Below are 21,175 nucleotides of genomic sequence, written 5' to 3' on the forward strand. Positions count from 1 at the left end.
CCCTTTTAATCGTAGAGCAATTAAGATATTAAGTTCAGCCCTGATCTGCAGCTTCCTTTTTTGCATTCCTTGCATGAACAATAAATGTAATAGCAAACACGATAACCAATACAATAAAGAAATAAATATGGTCAATATGAATTCCAGCCGCACTGGCAATCATCTTAGCAGAAATAAGAAGGATCAGAATATATGAGCTGGTTTCCAGTTCGGGTACCCTGTCAATCAGTTTTAAGAATACTCCTGCTACACCACGCATCATGATAATTCCAAGCATGCCTCCTATTAACAGCACCCAGATTTCCTGACTCACTCCAAGCGCAGCCAATATGCTGTCTATTGAAAAAGCAATATCCATTAATTCAACTGCAATGACTGTACCCCAGAAAGTACCGAAAAGGCGAATTAATAAGCCTTTCTGATTAATCCCTTCAATTGCCTCTTCATCACCGTCTTGCTCGGCTTTTCGCTTATCAATAAAATACTTGATTGCAAGCCAGGCTAAATAGGCTGCACCCAACACCTTAATATACCAGAACTCAATTAAGAATACACCGATTCCAATGGCAATAAATCTGAAGAAATAAGCACCTAACAAACCATAAAAAAGTGCTTTCTTACGCTGTTTTTCCGGCAGATGTTTTACCATCACAGCAAGTACGAGTGCATTATCAGCAGACAATAAGCCTTCTAAAATGACAAGTGTCCCTATCAGTGCCCAGCTTTCCGGCTTTGATAAAGCCTCAACCCACATTTCCCAGTTAAAAAACTGGGAATATGTATGCATTATAGATTCTAAGATTTCCATTCTAATTTATTCCCCCCGGATGATGACTATTTCATTCACATAAAAGACCCGGCATTGCCGAGCCTTATTAAGCAAATATACCTCTTATTTATCCAACCTGTAAACCAAAATCTTTTGCCAGTGCAGCCAATCCGCCCTGATATCCGCTTCCAATCGCACTGAATTTCCATTCTCCGTTATGTCTGTAAAGTTCTCCAACTACCAGGGCAGTTTCAATAGAGAAATCTTCACCTAAGTCATAGCGGATCAACTCTTCGCCTGTATCTTCATTCAGGATCCTCACATAGGAATTTGATACCTGTCCAAAGTTCTGATTGCGTGCTTCTCCGTCATGAATCGTGATAGTGAACGTAATACGCTGTATGTTTGCAGGCACATTAGCCAGGTCAATTTTCACCTGCTCGTCATCGCCATCCCCTTCACCTGTACGGTTATCTCCAGTATGTACAACAGAACCATTAGCACCTGTAGTATTGTTGTAGAAAACAAAGTCGCTTTCAGAAGTTACCTTCCCAGTGTCTCCAAGCAGGAATACGGAAGAATCCAAATCGAAGTCATTTCCGCCATCGTATTTATTTGTGTCCCATCCAAGTCCGACTATTACCTTAGTCATACCTGGGTTTGTTTTTGTTAAGTCAACTTTTTGTCCTTTTGATAAACTTACTGCCATTTCAACTCAAACCTCCATTATGTAGAATAAATGTATTTACGCTATAAATCATGAAAAGTTTCATAATCCATAAAAATATTTTTTCATATTCCAGGATTTATTTCAATATTTAAGTCATCCATTTCGGCGGAGTGTTTTTATTCCAATAAATTGATCCAAGTTCATGGTGTGTCTGAAAATTATCATGGTGTGTGTGATAGTGAAAATTAAACCAGTATCCCTGCTGTGGAGGATGGTCCCTTCTTACATGGAAGCGAATGACATCTTCATTCGCCTTGCTATTGGTGATATGGAAGATTTTTTCCGACAAACCGCCCCCTGGAGTTTCTGTAACCTTTAAGTGAGCAAGACTTTCTTCGGGAAATTGCACCGCCACCTCCTGGATGGCTTTCTCAATATTTGGAAGTATCACCTCGTTAAACTCATCTTCAATAACAGGGCCTATCTTTGCACCAAACTTTTCATATGATTGTGCCTCAGCTTCTATAAGCATTTGCCTGATAAAGTCATCTTTATCAAAATTAGTATCTTCCTCTTCAGCAAGTTCTGCACTGTTTTCCGAGTTTTCCACATCAGAAGCTCTAGAAGCTTTTAACTGGCTGGTATTTTCATATAGAAAAGCCTGAGAAGGTGTGACGAGGCCAAATGTTAAAATGGTAACAAGTACAACAAAGGATTTTCTCAGCCAATTCGGCATGTTTTTTCGCCTTCCTTTCTGCTAAGCAAGGATTTTCTTAAATATGCCGCTTTTTTCAATATTTGCGGCAGCTTGCTTTAATACATCTTCGGGCTGAACAAGTGCAATCCGGACATATCCCTCACCCCATTGGCCAAAGGCACTTCCAGGGGTTACGACTACGCCGGCGCGGTTAATCAAATCAACCGCAAAATCCCGGGAGGAGCTGTATCCATTTGGAACCTCTGCCCACAAGAACATTGACCCCTCCGGCTTGCTGATATCCCACCCGATATTTTTCAGCTCTTTTAATAATACATCTCTTCTTTTTCTATATGTTTCTCTCAAATCCTGCAAAAAAGAGGACTGATCATTCAATGCTTTCACTGCAGCTGACTGCACCGGCAAGAATACCCCATAATCCAAATTGGATTTGAAATTGGCCAGCAACGCAATAAGCTGCTGATTACCGGCAGCATATGCCACCCTGCATCCTGCCATATTAAAGCTTTTTGATAGTGAATTCATTTCAATCCCTACATCCATTGCCCCTGTAACAGACAAAAAACTTAGAGGTTTCTTCTCATAATAAAGTTCTGAATAAGCAAAATCATGCAATACAGCAAAGCCGTACTTCTTTGCTAGTTGGATCACCTGAAGAAAAAACTCTTCTGTCGCCATTGCAGGAACAGGATTGCCGGGGAAATTCAGAATCATTAATTTCGTGTTTGCGAGTATTTCATCAGGGATTTCATCAAAATCCGGCAGGAAGCTACTGTCCTTTTTTAAGGGCATGCCGTACATCTGTGCCCCGGCCAATGCTGCACCTGCAGCATAAGCAGTATATCCAGGGTCCGGGACAAGGATATACTCTCCAGGGTCACACAGAACCATCGGCAAATGAACCAGACCGTCCTGGGAACCCATTAAAAGCAGCACCTCTGAAGTTTCAAGATCTACTTCAAAATTTCGTTTATAATAGCTGCAGACTGCAGAATGAAATTCATTTGTACCTGTTAACGAGTACCCATATAATTCTGGTTCCCGGGTTCCTCTTGCTAACTCCTCCATAACAAAAGCGGGAGGGGGCAAATCAGGGCTGCCAATGCTCAAATCAATCACCGGAATTCCGTCTGAAAGTTTCGAATTCTTAATTTGGGACAATTCAGCAAACACACTTTCCGGAAAAGAAGCCATTCTTTTTGAAATAGGAAATTCCATAGTATCCTTCCTCGCTATGTATCTCAATTCTATTTTTCTATTATACTTCTTTTCAAACCAAATTTAAATTGATTTCATGTATCCTTAAAAAGAACAATAGATATATAGTAAAAAATATATTTGCCGGATTATAAAGCAGCAAAGCGGGGAATAATAAGAACAAATCGTGTTCTTCAAGCCGAGGAGAATAAAAAGGGGGAAATTCAAATGGATTGGTCTGTATTCTTTGTTATTGCAAGCCTTTTGCTGATGGCTTACTTTGTTTATCTGGCCATCGCAGATTAAATAAGAAGGTGCCTGGTATTCAGGCACTTTTTCTTATTTTTCAATTACCCCAAAATGAAATTTCGATGACTTTCTTTCAATTACTTTGAAGCCATATCGGTCAAACCTTGAACTTCTAAAGTGATCCTTCAGAACCACTCTCTGTCTGGCTGCTCTTTTTGCATGAAAAATAACTTCCTCTGACAGGTCCTCATAAACAGCAAAGTTCCTCAGTGCTTTAATCCCCTCTGACTCAAGGATTTTTTCTTCAAACATGGGATCAAAATAGACAACGTCATAACTGTCCGGGGGCAATTTTTTCAAATAAGGAAGGGCCATTGACGACTCCACCTTTATTCTTCTCATTGCCTGATTCATACTATCAAGCCCCGAGTCCCATTGTCTAAGGCCATTCGCCACCAAGAAGGAAAGATATTTATTTCCTTCCAGCCCTGTAACTTTGCCTTTACTCCCTGCTGCATAACTGGCTGTTATGCTGTCCGAGGCCAGTCCAAGGGTACAATCTAGAATACTGCTGCCTTCTTTAAGCCCCGCAGCCTGAAGAAAAGGATCACCCTCTCCTTTTAGGAGACGCTTTACTCTGAACATCGCTGAACTGGGATGAAAGAAGAATGGCTGGCTTTCACCTATCGGAAATAGCTCCAAACGTTCTTTTCCAACTACTATGCAGTCTTCAGGAACTTGTTTTTGGATCATTCCTACAGACCTTTTATTCCTGCTGATATATTCTGCACCCAATTGTTCGGCAATGTTTTTTGCTTTTTCTTTCATTGCTTCATTGGTGCGTCCGGCAGTTGTAATAATCATTGTGTTCACCTGAATTTCTTAATTTTGCTATAAAAAAAGGGTGCCAGCAGACACCCCGTTTTGTTTAATCTTTATATTCTCAGCAATTCGCCTCAAAAGCCGCAAGAAGATTTTCCATGATCGCTTCCATGGAATGGTCTTCAATATCATGGCGGTGAATGAAGTGCACAACTTCCTTCCCTTTTAAAACAGCCATAGAAGGAGATGAAGGCTCATATCCATCAAAGTACTCGCGCATTTTAGCTGTAGCTTCTTTATCCTGTCCTGCAAACACCGTCACTAAATGATCAGGTTTCTTTTCACTGCGTAAAACGGCCTGTGTAGCTGCCGGCCGAGCCAGTCCAGCAGCACAGCCGCAAACTGAATTGACAACAACAAGAGCTGTTCCTTCAAGACCTTCCATAAACTGCTCTACATCCTCTGAAGCCGTCAGCTCTTTAAAACCAGCCTGTACAAGCTCCTCACGCATCGGCTTTACCATTTGTTTCATATATTCTTCATATGCCATAGACATAAAATTGCCTCCTCCTTAAGCTGCAGTTTGTAAAGTAAGCATACTATAACGTATGATCTTTATGCAATTTTTCTATGCCGGGTATTACTTTGTAATCCGTTTTATCGTCCTATTACGGTATTCTATCGTCCTAAATCACATACATATCGGCCAAAAACTCTTATCACCAAGAAAGCCAGTCATAAATGACCGGCTTTCTTAACATTATTAAATTTTCATAACGCCGCCTGTGCTGGCATTGGTTACAAGCTTCGAATAACGGGCAAGATACCCTTTTTTGACCTTTGGCTCGAAGCCTTGCCAATTGGCTTTGCGTTCTTCAAATTCTTCATCGGAGATTTCCAGGTTGATTGTACGGTTATTCAAATCCAATTCAATGATATCTCCATTTTCCACGAATGCAATAGGCCCGCCTTCAGCAGCCTCAGGAGAAATGTGCCCAATGCTGATTCCCCTGGAAGCCCCTGAGAAACGGCCATCTGTAATCAGGCCGACTTTTGCCCCAAGTCCCCGGCCAACAATCTGGGAAGTAGGTGCAAGCATCTCCGGCATTCCAGGCCCTCCTTTGGGACCCTCATATCGAATGACTACAACATGGCCTTCCTGCACTTTACCGGTAATTATTCCGGATAATGCCTCTTCCTGCGAATCAAAGCAGATGGCTGGTCCTCTATGGTATCCGCCTACTGATTCATCAACAGCACCGACTTTTATAATTGATCCTTCAGGAGCAAGATTTCCAAACAGAACTGCCAGCCCTCCGCGTTCAGAATGCGGATTCTCCAGGGTACGGATTACGTTTTTATCCAGGATTTCACTGCCTGCTACATTCTCCTTTAGAGGTTTGCCGGTAACTGTCAGACAATCTCCATTCAGAGCGTCCGGCTTTTTAAGCAATTCATTGATGATCGCACTGACTCCGCCCGCATTATGAACATCTTCAATATGATAATCTGAAGCAGGAGCAATCTTCGCTAAATGCGGAACCCGGTTGGCAATCTGATTAATTCGTTCAATCGGATATTCAAATTCGGCTTCGTGAGCAAGTGCCAATGTGTGAAGAACTGTATTGGTTGACCCGCCCATTGCCATATCCAGGGCAAATGCATTGTCAATCGCATCAATTGTAACGATATCGCGCGGCTTGATGTCTTTTTTTATTAATTCCATCAGCTGCTTGGCTGAACGTTTAACAAACTCTTTTCTCTCTTCTGATACTGCCAGAATCGTCCCATTGCCAGGAAGTGCAAGACCCAGCCCTTCTGCCAGACAGTTCATGGAATTTGCAGTGAACATTCCGGAACATGATCCGCAAGTCGGACAGGCAACCTGCTCGATTTCCTGAAGCCTTTTTTCATCGATTTGTCCAGATTCAAAGGCACCTACACCCTCAAAGACAGAGCTTAAAGATAAAGGTTTTCCGCTTGAATCAACGCCAGCTTTCATCGGGCCTCCGCTGACAAAAACGGTTGGAATATTAACCCGTAAGGCCCCCATCATCATTCCAGGCGTAATTTTATCGCAGTTCGGGATACAGACCATTCCGTCAAACCAGTGTGCAGAAACAACTGTTTCAAGTGAGTCTGCAATGATTTCGCGGCTTGGCAGAGAATAGCGCATGCCAATATGGCCCATGGCAATTCCATCATCTACTCCGATGGTATTAAATTCAAATGGAACTCCTCCTGCTTCACGGATTGCTTCTTTAACAATTTTACCGAATTCCTGCAAATGCACATGTCCAGGTACGATATCAATATAGGAATTGCACACAGCAATAAATGGTTTTCCGAAATCCTCTTCCTTTACCCCGGCAGCACGCAGCAAGCTGCGGTGCGGAGCCCGGTCTGTGCCTTTTTTGATCATATCACTTCTCATCTGTGAACCAGTCATAGTATGTAATACCTCCGTTTACCCTAGATTCATAATCTCTTATTCTATGGGAATAATATGATAAGCCTCCTGCTCCCAAATATTTTCTTTCCAATATAGACCCTTTTTCGGATAATTTCAATAATTTTTACAAATTTATTATAATTTTTCGCTTTAAATGGGTGAAACTGCAGTGTATGCAAGTTATGGAATTCAATAATATGGGACCATCAATAAAAAACCGGGCACACATTTTTGCTTCAGTCGTTTCCTTACTGCTGCCTTCATTCCTAAGACGCCGGGAACAATTCCTTATATGCCCAACAAAAAAACCGCTCCAGATTTTCATTCTGTGAGCGGTTTTTTTCCTGTAATTATTCCTGGCCCTGTTTCCGGGATTCAGTCATCTGTTTCCAAACTGACCCTTTTGCTTCTTCTCCATGTTCAATTCTTTCAATAGCCAATTTGATTTGCATGCTGACTTCGAATTCCGGATCGTCTTCTGCTGCTTTTAAAGCAGGAAGCACACTTTCATCACCCACTTCGTAAAGGAACATAGCCGCACGCCAGCGCACAAGTTTACTGTCATCCTGCAGTGCTTCCTTCATGGCGTCCATTGCTTCTTCAAATCCCAGGTCTGACAAACAATCCCCTGCTGTACGTCTTACAGTGACCGTTTTATCCTTTAATGCTTTGTACAGGAGAGGCAGGACACTCTTATCCTCAATCATCCCAAGATAAACTGTCGCAAGTCTTCTGATTGAAGCCTTCTCATCTTTAAGCGCTTTTTCAAGCACAGGCAGGTCCTCCAGTTCAGGATCATCCATCTGTTCGAGTTTTTGATAGCGCTCCCGCCAATCCGGGGAATCCAGATCTTCGACAGACAGTTTAAGAAGGGAACGTGCGTGTTTTTCCTCCGCTTTATCCGGGCTTTTTGCCGTTTTAACAAGTATCTGGAGTCTTACTTCTGGATAGGCAGCCATTAGTTCTTCAACAATATCATGGCCAACTTGGTCAAAGTCTCCATAGCGGACACCGAATTCTTTCCACTTGCGGACCATGACAACGTTATCAGCAGGATCCTGGGCCTCTGAAACAGCACTGATAAAGTTTTCAGGAAGTCCAAAGCGCTTTTCTTCTGTGCCGTCAGTCAGTTTCACCTGCATGGGAATTCCTTTATACATTTGGACTAACACTTGGACTTCGCCAAAATGTTCATCGATGCCGTTGTCTTCTGTGCCTTCATTTTCCACATCCTCGCCAAAAGCGGATCTTACTTGAGGGAGAAGCTCTTTCCAGTCATATTTCGCATTTCTTTCGACAGCAAGGAAATCGGCAACATGGTACACCCCTTTGATTCCTTCAATTTCAAGTATATCTAGAATAATCTTTGGAGCTCCTTCCTTTTTTTCCTTTTTATAATTATTGGCCTTCCCCATCGGAAGCTCTTCATCAAGAATAACCTTCATAGTGTTTGGACTTGGTGTTGGTTCGATTGCTTTTATTCTCAAAAGTATCACCCTTTTTTATATATTCACGATGGTAACTGGTATTATTTTAACATAAGGAGATTATCGAGGCATTTTAGCTGTTTCTGAATATGCAAAGAAACCCGGGAAAAATCCCCGGGTATGAATTATTCATTTTCAGCTGCTTCTGAAAGATAGCTCCATCTCTCAATCAAGTATTCAAGTTCTTCATTCAGCTTTGTTTCTTCTTCTACTAAGGCCTGACCCTTTTCAAAGTCACTGCCGATGCTGGCCATTTCTGAGGAAATCGCTTCGAGACGGGATTCAGCCGCTTCAATTTTACCCTCGATTTCTTCCCATTCCTTTTTTTCTTTGTAGCTCATTCTCTTCTTTTTCGGCTTAGTTTCCCTCGCCTTTTTGGGGGCATGATCAGCTTCCTGAACAGGCTTGGCATTCTCGCTTTCAAGAAATTCACTGTAATTTCCATAGTAGGATTCGATTTTGCCCTCGCCTTTTAATACAAGAAGCTGCTCAGCCACTTTATCCAGGAAGTAGCGGTCATGCGAAACTGTAATGACTACACCGGGAAAATCTTCAAGATAATCTTCGAGAACCGTCAGGGTTTGAGTATCAAGGTTATTGGTCGGCTCATCAAGCAGAAGAACATTAGGCTCAGACATTAAGATTTTCAATAAATACAGCCTGCGTTTTTCCCCGCCGGAAAGCTTGCGGATAGGAGTGCCGTGAGAATACGCCGGAAATAGGAAGCGCTCCAGCATTTGAGCTGCAGAAATCGTTTTGCCATCGGAAGTTTCAACCACTTCTGCTGTTTCTTTGAGGTATTCAATCATGCGCTTGTTCTCATCCATATCTTCGCTTTCCTGTGTATAGTAAGCGATTTTTACTGTCTGCCCAATAATGCGCTTACCGGAGTCAAGCGGAATCCTGCCTGCCAGTATGTTAAGCAGAGTGGATTTCCCCGTTCCATTTCTTCCGATAATCCCGATTCTATCCCCTGGTTTAACAAGGAGATCAAAATGATCCAGAATCGCTTGAGAGCCATACTTTTTTGAAGCAGATTCAAGTTCAAATACCTGTTTTCCGAGTCGGCTGCCGCTTAGGGACATATCCAATTTTTCGGAGGATTTAACTGAAGCAAGCTGGCTGTCGAGGGTTTCGAACCGCTGAATCCTGGCTTTTTGCTTGGTGGTACGGGCTTTTGCACCTCTTCTGATCCATTCCAGTTCCCTTCTGAACAGATTTTTCTGCTTATCAATTGCTGCTGCTTCATTTTCCTCTCTTACCGCCTTTGCTTCAAGGAATGCAGCATAATTCCCTTTATAGCTGTACAGATTTCCGCCTTCAAGTTCAAACATTCTATTTGTAACCCGGTCAAGGAAATAACGATCATGTGTTACAAGGAGCAGCGCTCCCCTGTACCTGCCCAGATATTCTTCCAGCCATTTAACCGATTCAAAATCAAGATGATTTGTCGGCTCGTCAAGAATCAGCAAGTCAGGTGACTGGATCAGTACTTGCGCCAGCGCAACCCGCTTCTTCTGCCCGCCAGAAAGCTCTCCAATCTTTTTACTGAACTCCTCGATACCCAGTTTAGTGAGTATCGTTTTTGCATCGGTGTTCACTTCCCAGGCATCAAGTGTATCCATTCTTTTTTGAAGTTCAAAAAGATTTTCCTGGATGTCTGAATCCTCAGGATTCCGGCTAAGCTCCAACAAAGCTTGTTCATATTCTCTCTGCAGTACAAGAATTGGCGCATCTCCTGCAAAAACCTGCTCGAGAACTGTTAAATCATAGTTAAGTTCAGGCTGCTGTGCTGAATATGAAATGGTGTAATCTTTCGGCGTGACTATTTCTCCAGAGTCTGGCAGGTCAACACCGGCAATCACTTTCAGCAGGGAAGATTTCCCCGTACCGTTTACGCCGATCAATCCTGCTCTTTCCTTTTCAGCGATTGTAAAAGATATATCAGTAAAAAGTTCTTTCTCTCCATATGTTTTTGTAACATTCTCCACAGAGATCATCTTCATGCTTGACCATTCCATTCTTTAAAAAATTGATGCAGATACTGCTCCATCATTTGATGCCGCTCTTCTGCCATTTCCCTGGCAGTGTCAGTATTCAGCAGGTCCCTCAGCTTCAATAGCTTTTCGTAAAAATGATTGATGGATGATGACTTTCCAGTCCGGTATTCAACTTCAGACATTTCCCCTCTGATTTCAAGACCGGGATCATAGATCGGCTGCCCTTTTTTTCCGCCATAGGCAAATGCCCGTGCAATCCCCACAGCACCAATCGCATCCAATCGGTCTGCATCCTGGACTATTTGGGCTTCCATGCTTAAGGCCTTCTGGTTATTGCCGCCTTTAAAAGAAACTGAATCAATAATTGTCTTAATGCTGCTGGAAACTTCTTTTGCTATCTCAATTTCCTGCAGAAAATCAGATAACTTCCTTTCTCCCGCTTCCTTTGAAGTGTTCAGCTTAGCATCGGGTATATCATGAAGCAGCGCTGCCATTTCAATTAAAAAAGAATCTCCTGCTTTTTCCTTTTTGGCAATGCAAAGGGCATTCTTTCGCACTCGCTCAATATGATGCCAGTCATGCCCGGTTGTATCTTCTCCGAGTGTATCCCGGACAAATTTTTCTGTTATATGTATAATTTTTTCCACATTATTTCACCTGCTTTCAAACTCCACTGTCCATTTTAACATTAGTCTCAAAAAGAAACGATGGCAAGGTATTCTATATAAATAGAACCATTTGATAGATCCATTATTACAGACAGCACCGATAAAAAAATGGTGCAGAAAACCAGTAATTGATTTCCTGCACCAGGTCCCTGCATTATTTTATTCCAGGCCATTCAGCCAGCTGATGCCGAGTGTATTTTCACCTGCATGGACGCCAATGGTGGCCCCCAAAGAATAGCATCCAAATTCAACACCAGTAAATTCTTCCTGGAGTTCCTTCTTCCAGGTTTCCGCTTCTTCCGGATGTAAACCGTATAGGATGAATACTTCCTTCAGCGGTTTTCTCTCATGTGCACCCCTCAGCAGATTCACAATTTTGTCCTTTGCCTTTCTCTCGCTTCTGGCTTTCTCCTTTACGCTTAATTCTCCATCATGAACGGAAATGATCGGCTTTACATTTAGCATGCTGCCCAGGAAAAATTGAACTCCGGACATCCTGCCGCTTCTATGAAGCTGTTCAAGACTCCCAATGAGGACATATGTTTCGCCCGTATCGCGAAGTGCCTCAAGCCTGCGGATAATGTCATCACTATCCAGTCCGGAATCTGCCAATTCCATCCCCTTAAGGATTAATCTTGTTAAAGGGTATGATAATATCTTGGAGTCAATGCTGTGTACTGGTATATCAACCAGCTGGGCGGCCTGTTCACTGGAAGAAACGGTCCCGCTGAGCTTTGCCGATACAAGCACAGCGATAATACAGTCATAGTCCTTCTGCAGATTTTCGTATAAATCCCGGAAAGCGCCGATGGATGGCTGTGAAGTTTTTGGAGGGGTATCCAGGGTTTTTAAACTCGCATAAAGTTCTTCCGGTGTTAAATCAACCCCATCAGTAAATTCTTTGTCATCCATAATGATGGTCATTGGAATCTGGTACAAGTGAGGATGGTTTCTTAACTCGTTATTTAAATAAGCCGTGCTGTCTGTTACCCATGCAATTTTAGCCACTAAAGCCGCCCCCTTTTAAGATATTTATACGTGTATGTATGTAAATAAGACTATTTGAAAGACTGGAAGTGAAAGATTTCTCTTCCAGCCTCAGTTTCTATGGCAGAAAAGGCTTGATTTTAGGAAAAACCTTTATTGCGGTTTTGTAAAATACATCTTCATGATGCTCTTCAGGTATGAGTTCTTTAATAAATTCAATATATGGGCCCACTGGCGCAAGCGGCCAATCTGTTCCAAACAGCAATTTATCGTAAGAATCTGCAAACACTAAAGCATGCCTCAGATGATCCAAAAATATTCCTTCTCTGCGCTTCTTCAATTCTTTTTCTGTTCCGACAATAAGGCCTGAAAGATCGGCATAGACATTAGGATTCTTGTATATGATTTCAGCTCCCGTCAGCGTCCATGGATCTCCGAAATGAGCCATCATGAAATTGACATTCCGGTGTTTAACAGCAACCTCGTCAATAGCCAGGGGGTGAGAATACTTAAGCAATCCTCTCTCTGAATAAGTATCCCCTGTATGAAATACAACAGGAACTCCATATTTGGCAGCGAGTGCATACACGGGTTCATACACCTCATCATAAGCGTAGAAAGGATAATACCCCAGGTAAATCTTAATCCCTGCCACGTTAGGCTTTTTCAGGTCATCCTCCAGCCTTTGAAGAGCCCCTTCAGTGAGATCATATGGATTGATGCCAGCGCAGTAAACGACATTAGCCGGGATCTTATCATCCAGGTCAAGCCCCATAGGTGTTCTTGCTTCATAATCCGGAAAGCCCATATTTTCTGTTTCAGTAAGTCCCATTGCAATGCTCAAAACTACATTTGCTTTTTGAAACTCCTGCTGGTGCCCATAATAAGAATAATCTACAAATGAGAGTTCATTGGCAGTATGATGAAATGATTTAATATCAGAAAAATGAATATGTGCATCTATGACTTTCATAATTTCTCCTTTAGCGGAATTCCAGGTTGTGGAGTCTATTAAGCACCCTGCCCTCGAGGCTTCTTTCATCAAATGCAATAAAGCCAGGTTTTGTCAATGGGCATGCTTTTCTTTCAGAAATAACTTCGAATACTTCTTTATTCATATATGCTCCAAGGAATTCATTATCTTTACTTCTCGTTACATACATTTTTTCAGGGGATCGGCAGCTGGAAATACGGGATCCATCTAAGAGAACAAATGACTGCTCCTCAACTCCGGCCTGATATGCTGATTCTGCTCCTTTGTCACTAAATGTAAGAGTAAGATCCTTTAATGAGCCTCCGGTTATAAATAAATCTGTGATCCATTTTTCATTTACCAGATACTTCCCGCCTGCATTCTCCACTTTTACCCAATGGGCAAGGAGCGGCACTCCCGGCAATAACGCGAAATATTGTGTATATTCAAGTCCTCTCCATACGGTGTGATGGACAATTTTCGTATGGATGGCCAATGCAGACCATTCGTTTCCATACGAATCTTTAACATTGGTAAATTCAGCAGAAGATGTCTCCATCAACAGCGAGAACACACTCATTTGTGAAGGCACAGTTTTCATGCCGCCAGCCCATGGATTCCACCATCCTTTGGCAACCGGTTCGGGAAAGGAAGAATCAAGCCACTCCCTCTTTTTATAGGTCAATGAGAATAAACCAGGATAAAAATCAGGTGAACCTTTTAAGCTAATGATGCCATTATCAATTTTATAAACAGCCTTGCCGCCATGCTCTTCCGTAAACATACGGACCTTACCCCGAGGCACAAGCAAAAGATCTCTTACATGCTTCTTTTCACTGTCAAGGGTCATTTCAGCATTTATAATAGATAAAGGTTCCATATCCTTAATAGGAAAATTCGATTTAAATACCCTCAGTTCCTGTTCTTGACTGAAATTTGAGGTTTGTTTTTTATTCGTATTTAAATATAAATCAATAGTGCCATTAAGATAACTGGAACGATATGTTTTAAGAGTGAACTCTGCTGAATCCTGTTCTTTTGCAACTGGATTTCCTCTATTGATCATCAGCGCTTTCTCATTGTGAACGTTTTTTCCACAATCTGACTCCACCCCTGCAAAATGCTGCATTTCTTCCCATGTCCGTAAGGCTCCTATGGATAAATAGCCAGGTGCCAATACTATCTGATCTCCCGATTCAAAACAGCCTGTTTCCTGCTGATAGTAAAATTGCCACCCATCCGGATTGGATTTTGCATTTTTGGGCCAGCAGAATCCAATCGGCTCGCCGTTATGATTGGCGAAAAGCCAATTTCCTGTTATACCTGCCAACTCCATGAACCCTAATTCTTTTATATCAGAAAACTCGATTACATCATTATCCAGCGGAAAATATGGCTGCTGCATTTCATAATATAAAGGCTGGCTGAAATACAGGTTCTCATATTTTTCATCCCCTTCATTTGTCAATTCCGCCCATATTTTAACAAGACCTTCACCATACAGGGAGGTATACAATGATACCAGAATTCCTGTAAAAGCTTTAGACTTGAATACCAATTTGAAGGTGATGGAAGTATCATCTGTAAACCACTCTGCTGCCAGCGGTTTTTCCTTTGAAAATTCAGTTGAAAAGGGTTTCCCGAGTTTAGGAGCAAAAAAAGCGAAGGGCTGGTTAACACTTTCGTTCCTGCCAGCCGTTATTTTATAATCCAATTTTCTGATATTCACCTGGCAGATTCCATTGCAAATATGCCAATAATCCTTTGACTCTCCTCCGAACTTTTGACCAAAGCTTTTAATGGGAATGCCTATGGAGCTGCATGTAAAAGCGAGTTCGTCTCCACTCTCCTTTGTTGCCAATATCTTCATTTCCGGCTGAAAGAAGCCATAGTTTTTCACAATAAAAGGCACCTTCAACAGCTTACGTCCTTTTTTGTGAAGACTTATTCGAAACTCCCGCTTTTCTAATTCGACAAGGTCACTTAGCGGAAAAGAAAGGTGAAATATGGCGTCTTCTTCCAGGTTGTTCTCTACCTCAATTTCCAGTTCAGCTTCCTGATTTATAAATCTGAGATTCCCTTTTGAACCGCCTGTAATTTTGGCTGGCTGCTTAGGCAGCAGACCAAGGCGCAATTCACACTCCTCACCATTTACCCACACCTTAACATCTAATGAAGGATGCGTTTTCCAGACACTGGGCTCTTCCCCTTCATGCACTATGAATTGTCCGGTAATTACCGCGTCACTCTGGGCTATCAGTTCATGCCCGAAGACAGCTTCGACTCTACCCTGGTTATTTCCTTCAGCCTTAAAAGAAACAGGACTTCCCGTCTTATTTATGAGTTTGATCTGGAAATTTTGGATTTCATTTTCGATTACTTCATGATGATCCATGAATAGTTCCAAAAAGTAATCATTCGTTTCTATTAAACTGATTCCTCTGCCCGTTCTTTCAAATCTGACTCTTACAGACACTTCCCCGCTTTCCCATTTATACTCGTAAAATGTAAAGCCGCTTTCTTTGATTCCATCTGGCTTCACGTCAATTTCTCTCATGCTGCTGCTATACCAATCAAGATTTTCGAAGGCAGGTTTCAAAAGCTGGGTCTTGTGAACAGCCGGAATAAAATTCATTAAGTGTGTTGTATCATCTCTGTCTTCCCAGAAGAAACCGCATTTTTTGTAAAGCGGGACAGCTTTCACATTTCCTGGCCATGTATACAAGTCAAGACGAGGCCAGCCCAATTCAATGGTTTTTTTCAGCGCTTTCAGCACAAGCATCTTTCCTATTTTCCTTCCATGGTAATCCGGCCTTACATTTAAAAGAGGGATATATAGGGAACCCGTATCTTCTTTATATTCCGATAACCCGCAGTAGCCTACGACCTCTTCACCATCCAGGGCTAAGTATAGAGTTATATTGCCATTATTCGCTTCCTTCGTTTTTACTTGTTCCTCAGTCATTACACTCGTATCTCCGCCCCAGCTGTCTCTGCTCAAGTTCCACATTTTTGCGATTTCTGCCGCAAAGCCCTCATGATACTCTGCAATGACTATTTTGTCTGTACTTTGAATCATACCTTTGTCCTCCTGACTAGGTTACGTCTTGTCTACCCTTCTCAATTCCTTTTCCTTCAATAATCATAACCATTTGCCTCTCCTCCTTTTGGTTTTATTCGGAATGTTTTTCCATTCCTTCTTAATCGTATTATCAGAGTAAGTAATTGTAAATATAATTTTGAATTTTCCGTATAACTCTATACAAAAAAGCGCCTTGCTGTTTTCGGCAAGACGCATTCATATTAAAAATGAATTTTTCTTAAAGCTTTCATCGAAGCGGTCATATAAGAGATCATTTCATTCAGATCATCAATCTGTTCTTCATGAATAAGCCGGTTAAAAGAAATGACGGTTTCTGTTTCAGCCAGGGCCTTCATATTTTCAGGGTGGTATTTCACAGTCTGTTCGACCTTCCGTCCGCTGCCCCAAATATGACGCAGAACTTCACGGATTTGCAGAGATGCCTGGGAATCTATTTGATGCTTAATTATAAATTTCACATAAATACGGCAGCCTGCCAGCTTCCCAGATTTCCCTTGCGGCAATAGCTCAGCTGCGAGATTATCCAGTCCCGCTTCCATTGTAAAGGTACAGAAAATCTCAGGACCTTCTGCATTGTCTTTGAAAGTAATGTCATACCTTCTGCTCATTTTAGCTGAGTTTAAAATATCATTTCGATCAACAATTCTTATTTCACCGTCCAGATCCCGGTCATAAAATCCGCCTTCCATTACAACCTTCATATTTTCAAAGGCCGTTGGGTCAAACATGGGCTAATCCCCCTTAAAATAGGCCGACTGCATTTCCATCCTCATCTACATCCATGTTCATGGCGGCAGGAGCTTTAGGTAATCCAGGCATAGTCATTACATCACCGGTTAGTGCGACAATAAACCCTGCACCAATAGATGGCTTCAGCTCACGGATTGTAATGGTAAAATCTGATGGCCTTCCAAGCTTTGAAGGATCATCAGATAATGAATATTGTGTTTTAGCCATACAAACCGGCAGGACGCCCCACCCAAAGCTTTCAAAGTCACTTATCTGCTTTTTGGCTTTGGTTGAGTATTCCACTTTACTTGCGCCATAAACCGTCTGGGCTACAGTTTGAATTTTCTCCTCAAGAGGCAAAGATAAATCATATAGGTGGCTGAACTTCGCTGCTTTTTCATCCATAATTCCCAGCAGCTTCTCAGCCAGCTCAATTCCTCCCTGCCCGCCTTTTTCCCAAACCTCAGTCAGTGCCACTGGCATGCCGGCCTCACTGCAAAGTTCTGTAAGAGTCGAAATCTCATTCTCACTATCGGAAATAAACCGGTTAATGGCCACTACATATGGAAGCCCAAAGCTTTCAATTGTTTCAATATGCTTTTTTAAATTAGCGAAGCCTCTAGTGAGTGCTTCAGTATCTTCCTTGCCCAATTCAGCTTTTGACAAGCCGCCATGCATTTTTAAAGCACGAATTGTAGCTACAATCACCACTGCTTCAGGGTCAATGCCTTCAGTTCTCGCTTTAATATTTAGAAACTTCTCAGCCCCAAGATCCGCTCCAAAACCGGCTTCTGTCACTACATAGTCAGCCAGCTTGGAGGCAGCGGCTGTTGCAATCACACTGTTGCAGCCATGAGCAATATTGGCAAACGGGCCGCCATGAACCAATGCCGGTGTATGTTCAATCGTCTGCACCAGATTCGGTTTGACTGCTTCTTTAAGAAGCAAGGTAAGAGCGCCTTCCACTCCAAGATCGGCCACTGTTACCGGCTGTTTATCATAATTATAGGCTATAACCATTTTTCCCAGCCTTTCCTTCAGGTTTTGAAGGTCAGATGCAAGGCATAAAACGGCCATAATCTCTGAAGCCACAGTGATATCAAATCCATCTTCCCGCGGAACACCTTGTACAGGCCCTCCAAGGCCAATGATGATTTTTCTTAATGCGCGGTCGTTCAAATCCAGAGCACGCTTCCAAACAATCCTTCTCTGGTCAATATTTAACAGGTTCCCCTGCTGGAGATGATTATCAATTAAGGCAGCTAATGCATTATTGGCTGTGGTGATTGCGTGAAGATCACCTGTAAAATGCAGATTGATGTCTTCCATCGGGAGGACCTGAGAATAACCTCCGCCGGTTGCCCCGCCCTTAATTCCCATTGTTGGACCCAAAGAAGGTTCCCTCATTGCGACCATAGCCTTTTTCCCAAGTCTGTTAAAAGCATCGGCAAGACCGACTGTTACTGTGGATTTCCCTTCTCCTGCAGGTGTCGGATTAATGGAAGTGACAAGAATTATTTTACCGCTGTCTTTCGTACTTAATTTCTTTAAGGTTTCTGAAGATAATTTTGCTTTATATTTGCCGAAAAGCTCGAGATCATCCTCTAAGAGTCCGATTTTTTCAGCTATTTCCGCAATGGGCTTCATTGCAGATGCCTGGGCAATTTCAATGTCTGATTTCACAATCGGTTTCACATTCATTTATATCCCCCTAAAATCCAATATGTATAGGTTCCTTACAGCTATATTGTACCATCCCTGAATCAAAATATTGTCATTTACTTTTGATATTTTCGCATTTCACACAGTAAAGCATTGATACAATTTTGAATCGTCTTTATAATAAGTTTAATTGAATTTTTGCACAGGGAGATGATCACTTGCCAATAAAAATTCCTAAGCTGCTTCCTGCAAGGGAGATCTTAGAGGAAGAAAATATATTTATCATGGATGAGGACAGGGCCAAACAGCAGGATATTCGCCCATTAAATATCCTCATCCTGAATTTGATGCCCGAAAAAGAAAAAACTGAAGCACACCTTTTAAGACTTCTTGGTAATACCCCTTTACAGGTGAACATTTCTTTTTTAAAAACCGCCACACATCAATCAAAAAATACCAGTCCTATGCATCTCGAACAATTCTATACTACGTTTGAGCAAGTCCGAAACCGCAAATTTGACGGAATGATCATAACTGGAGCACCTGTAGAGCTTCTCGACTTTAAAGAAGTGGACTATTGGGAGGAACTAACCGTTATCATGGATTGGACAAAAACGAATGTTACTTCCACCCTTCATATATGCTGGGGGGCACAGGCAGCATTATTTTATCACTTTGGAATTGGAAAATATGAGCTGCCCGAAAAATGCTCCGGTGTTTTTCTTCATGAAGTCCATGACAGAAGTGAAAAATTATTGAGAGGATTCGACGATATCTACTTTGCTCCTCATTCGCGCCATACAGATGTTTATACAGAACAATTGCTTAATCACCCGGAAGTCAAGCTTCTGTCATCTTCTGAAGAGGCGGGACCTTTCATTATGAGCGCGAACAGCGGGAGACAAATTATGGTAACTGGCCACTTGGAATATGAAGCAGCCACACTTGCAGAAGAATTCACAAGAGACAGAACCAGAGGCCTGCAGGTTCCCGTGCCAAAACACTATTTCCCGAATAATGATCCTGGCAGAAGACCCCATAATAAATGGCGGTCACATGCCCATTTAATGTTTTCCAACTGGCTGAACTACTATGTTTACCAGGAAACTCCTTACGAGTGGGATTAATAGTGCAGTGGACGGATAACTTAATATACAGCAGAAAGTATGAAAAATAGCCGGTTTTTGAGAGAATTAACCCTCTCAAAAACCGGCTTTTCCTTATGATTGCTGAGCATAATACACTTCTTCAAATGGCTGAACTACTACAAAACCGCTACCTGAAAACTTCATTTGGATCGACTCTCCGCTTCCTCTTCCAAGGAACGTTTTAAAAGAGACATCTGTTACAAATTCGGGCTGCAGTGTACCTGACCATGCAACTGTCGCATTCGGATCTGTATATACCGGATTATCAGGAGTAACCAAAAGTGTCAGCGGCTCATAGTGAGAAGTGATAGCCACCATTCCTGTTCCTTCTAAACGGACATTGAACAAACCTCCTGCAAGCATGCCTGCCATCCTCTTCATTAACTTAATGTCCCAGCTGATGGAAGGCTCGAATGCAAGCAGATCATTCCCATTTACAAAGATGGCATCTCCATTGAGATTCAGGATTGAAATCTTCTTTCCCTGGTCTGCAAGGTACAGTTTCCCATTGCCTGTAGCTTTCATTAATGCTGTGCCTTCACCAGTGAGTGCCTTTTTGAACATTTTGCCTAAGCCATGCTCGAGAATCCCTTCGCGCTCAAACTTAATTTGGCCGCGGTAGGAGACCATCCCCCCTGCTTTAGCCCAAACCTGGCTGGTTAAATTAATTTCGAGCATCCTTGGTGTTTCAAGTTCAAATAATCCTTCTCCTTTATCCTGCTGTTTCGTCTGGCTTACAAACTCTTCAATTGAATATCTGCTCATTCTTTTCCCATCCCTTTATTTTTATTGTTTTCAAGTATAAAGATCCACATAAAAGATAATGATTGCTTTAGCTCATCAGTCAGCGAGCCTTTTGAAAGCTGGTCTGATGCTTTTTTATAAACAGCCATTTCATCAATTTTTGACCATCCATTTTCATTTGCAAGCTGTTCAAATTCCCACGGCATCATGGTGTTGCAGATAACTTTTTCCTTATATAGCCTGCGGTAGCTGTTAGCCCGGGGTGCAGCTGTTGGACCAAGAATGCCTATACAAGCCCTTCCGCATGGCTTAACAGTTCGCTGAATTTCTTTTAATACATCCAGCGGGCTCTCTGTCCATTCCAGTGAATTGATGGCAAGGACCGCATCAAGTGCATTCTCTTCAAGCGAAAGATCGGAAATGTCTTCTTTCTTAAATACCGCACCAGTTTTTTCGTTCAGTTTTTCCGCTTTATGTATCATCTCTTCAGAGACATCAATCCCGATAACCTTATAGCCAGCCAAAGCAAGTTTGTACGATCCATACCCATCTCCACATCCAAGGTCACATACGGCAGACCCCTTTTTGACATGCCTTTCGAAGAAGGAGATAATATCCTTTCGGCTCCCTTCCTCCCACATTGACGCGCTCTTTGCATTCCATGATTCCGAATTTTTATCCCAAAGCTTCTCTGCTTCTGCAGACCAGTTAAAAGTGCTCATCATATCCCCCCGTGTATGCATACGATTGTCCATTAAAAAAGTTCCCAATATTATAAATTCGCTAAGATTATCAGA

The 21,175-nt window shown here is 42.2% G+C and carries 18 protein-coding genes; 1 reads left to right on the top strand and 17 read right to left on the bottom strand.

From position 1 onward, the window contains the following. Positions 1–34: 34 nt before the first annotated feature. The 15 genes from JI665_RS06645 to JI665_RS06715 all read right to left on the bottom strand — a co-directional run bounded on the left by JI665_RS06645 (position 35) and on the right by JI665_RS06715 (position 18,525). Positions 35–808, bottom strand: a complete 774-nt coding sequence (locus JI665_RS06645) for a TerC family protein (protein WP_206838001.1) — start codon at positions 806–808, stop codon at positions 35–37. Positions 809–896: 88 nt separating this feature from the next. Further along, positions 897–1,478 carry a TerD family protein gene (locus tag JI665_RS06650; protein WP_206838003.1) on the bottom strand — a complete coding sequence of 194 codons (582 nt, stop codon included), beginning with the start codon at positions 1,476–1,478 and terminating at the stop codon, positions 897–899. A 109-nt stretch (positions 1,479–1,587) separates the two neighbouring features. Next, positions 1,588–2,175, bottom strand: coding sequence for a YpjP family protein (locus tag JI665_RS06655; RefSeq protein ID WP_206838006.1), 588 nt, complete (start codon positions 2,173–2,175; stop codon positions 1,588–1,590). Between the two features lie 21 nt (positions 2,176–2,196). Next, a complete protein-coding gene (locus JI665_RS06660; protein WP_206838008.1) occupies positions 2,197–3,375 on the bottom strand; it encodes an LL-diaminopimelate aminotransferase in 1,179 nt (392 codons plus the stop codon). A gap of 318 nt (positions 3,376–3,693) precedes the next feature. Then, positions 3,694–4,467, bottom strand: coding sequence for a class I SAM-dependent methyltransferase (locus tag JI665_RS06665; RefSeq protein ID WP_206838010.1), 774 nt, complete (start codon positions 4,465–4,467; stop codon positions 3,694–3,696). Between the two features lie 79 nt (positions 4,468–4,546). Continuing rightward, entirely contained in the window at positions 4,547–4,981 is a 435-nt protein-coding gene (locus JI665_RS06670) for a BrxA/BrxB family bacilliredoxin (protein WP_009332636.1), read from the bottom strand. 207 nt (positions 4,982–5,188) lie between these two features. Further along, on the bottom strand, positions 5,189–6,874 hold the full coding sequence (gene ilvD, locus JI665_RS06675) for a dihydroxy-acid dehydratase (protein WP_206838012.1): 1,686 nt from the start codon (positions 6,872–6,874) through the stop codon (positions 5,189–5,191). Between the two features lie 353 nt (positions 6,875–7,227). Beyond that, positions 7,228–8,364 (bottom strand): conserved virulence factor C family protein, encoded by a 1,137-nt coding sequence (locus tag JI665_RS06680; RefSeq protein WP_206838014.1) that lies wholly within the window; start codon positions 8,362–8,364, stop codon positions 7,228–7,230. A gap of 125 nt (positions 8,365–8,489) precedes the next feature. Continuing rightward, positions 8,490–10,370, bottom strand: a complete 1,881-nt coding sequence (locus tag JI665_RS06685; protein WP_206838016.1) for an ABC-F family ATP-binding cassette domain-containing protein — start codon at positions 10,368–10,370, stop codon at positions 8,490–8,492. Then, positions 10,367–11,011, bottom strand: coding sequence for an HD domain-containing protein (locus tag JI665_RS06690; RefSeq protein ID WP_206838017.1), 645 nt, complete (start codon positions 11,009–11,011; stop codon positions 10,367–10,369). Before JI665_RS06690 ends, JI665_RS06685 begins: the two co-directional genes overlap by 4 nt. A gap of 180 nt (positions 11,012–11,191) precedes the next feature. After that, positions 11,192–12,040, bottom strand: coding sequence for a DegV family protein (locus tag JI665_RS06695; RefSeq protein WP_206838020.1), 849 nt, complete (start codon positions 12,038–12,040; stop codon positions 11,192–11,194). Between the two features lie 97 nt (positions 12,041–12,137). Continuing rightward, a complete protein-coding gene (locus JI665_RS06700; RefSeq protein ID WP_206838023.1) occupies positions 12,138–12,992 on the bottom strand; it encodes an amidohydrolase family protein in 855 nt (284 codons plus the stop codon). Between the two features lie 10 nt (positions 12,993–13,002). Next, positions 13,003–16,071 (bottom strand): GNAT family N-acetyltransferase, encoded by a 3,069-nt coding sequence (locus JI665_RS06705; protein ID WP_206838025.1) that lies wholly within the window; start codon positions 16,069–16,071, stop codon positions 13,003–13,005. A 224-nt stretch (positions 16,072–16,295) separates the two neighbouring features. Continuing rightward, complete coding sequence (locus JI665_RS06710; protein WP_206838027.1) at positions 16,296–16,823, bottom strand: hypothetical protein; 528 nt, start codon at positions 16,821–16,823, stop codon at positions 16,296–16,298. 13 nt (positions 16,824–16,836) lie between these two features. Then, positions 16,837–18,525, bottom strand: coding sequence for a formate--tetrahydrofolate ligase (locus JI665_RS06715; protein WP_206838030.1), 1,689 nt, complete (start codon positions 18,523–18,525; stop codon positions 16,837–16,839). A 179-nt stretch (positions 18,526–18,704) separates the two neighbouring features. On the opposite strand from JI665_RS06715, the gene metA reads away from it, so the two are divergent. Continuing rightward, positions 18,705–19,613 (top strand): homoserine O-acetyltransferase MetA, encoded by a 909-nt coding sequence (metA, locus tag JI665_RS06720; RefSeq protein WP_206838032.1) that lies wholly within the window; start codon positions 18,705–18,707, stop codon positions 19,611–19,613. Positions 19,614–19,706: 93 nt separating this feature from the next. Here metA and JI665_RS06725 read toward each other — a convergent pair whose 3' ends face one another. Further along, complete coding sequence (locus JI665_RS06725) at positions 19,707–20,399, bottom strand: AIM24 family protein (RefSeq protein ID WP_206838034.1); 693 nt, start codon at positions 20,397–20,399, stop codon at positions 19,707–19,709. After that, on the bottom strand, positions 20,396–21,100 hold the full coding sequence (locus JI665_RS06730; RefSeq protein ID WP_206839283.1) for a class I SAM-dependent methyltransferase: 705 nt from the start codon (positions 21,098–21,100) through the stop codon (positions 20,396–20,398). Before JI665_RS06730 ends, JI665_RS06725 begins: the two co-directional genes overlap by 4 nt. Between the last annotated feature and the right edge of the window lie 75 nt (positions 21,101–21,175).

The organism is Bacillus sp. NTK034, from assembly GCF_017303275.1.
Lineage (GTDB): Bacteria > Bacillota > Bacilli > Bacillales > Cytobacillaceae > Cytobacillus.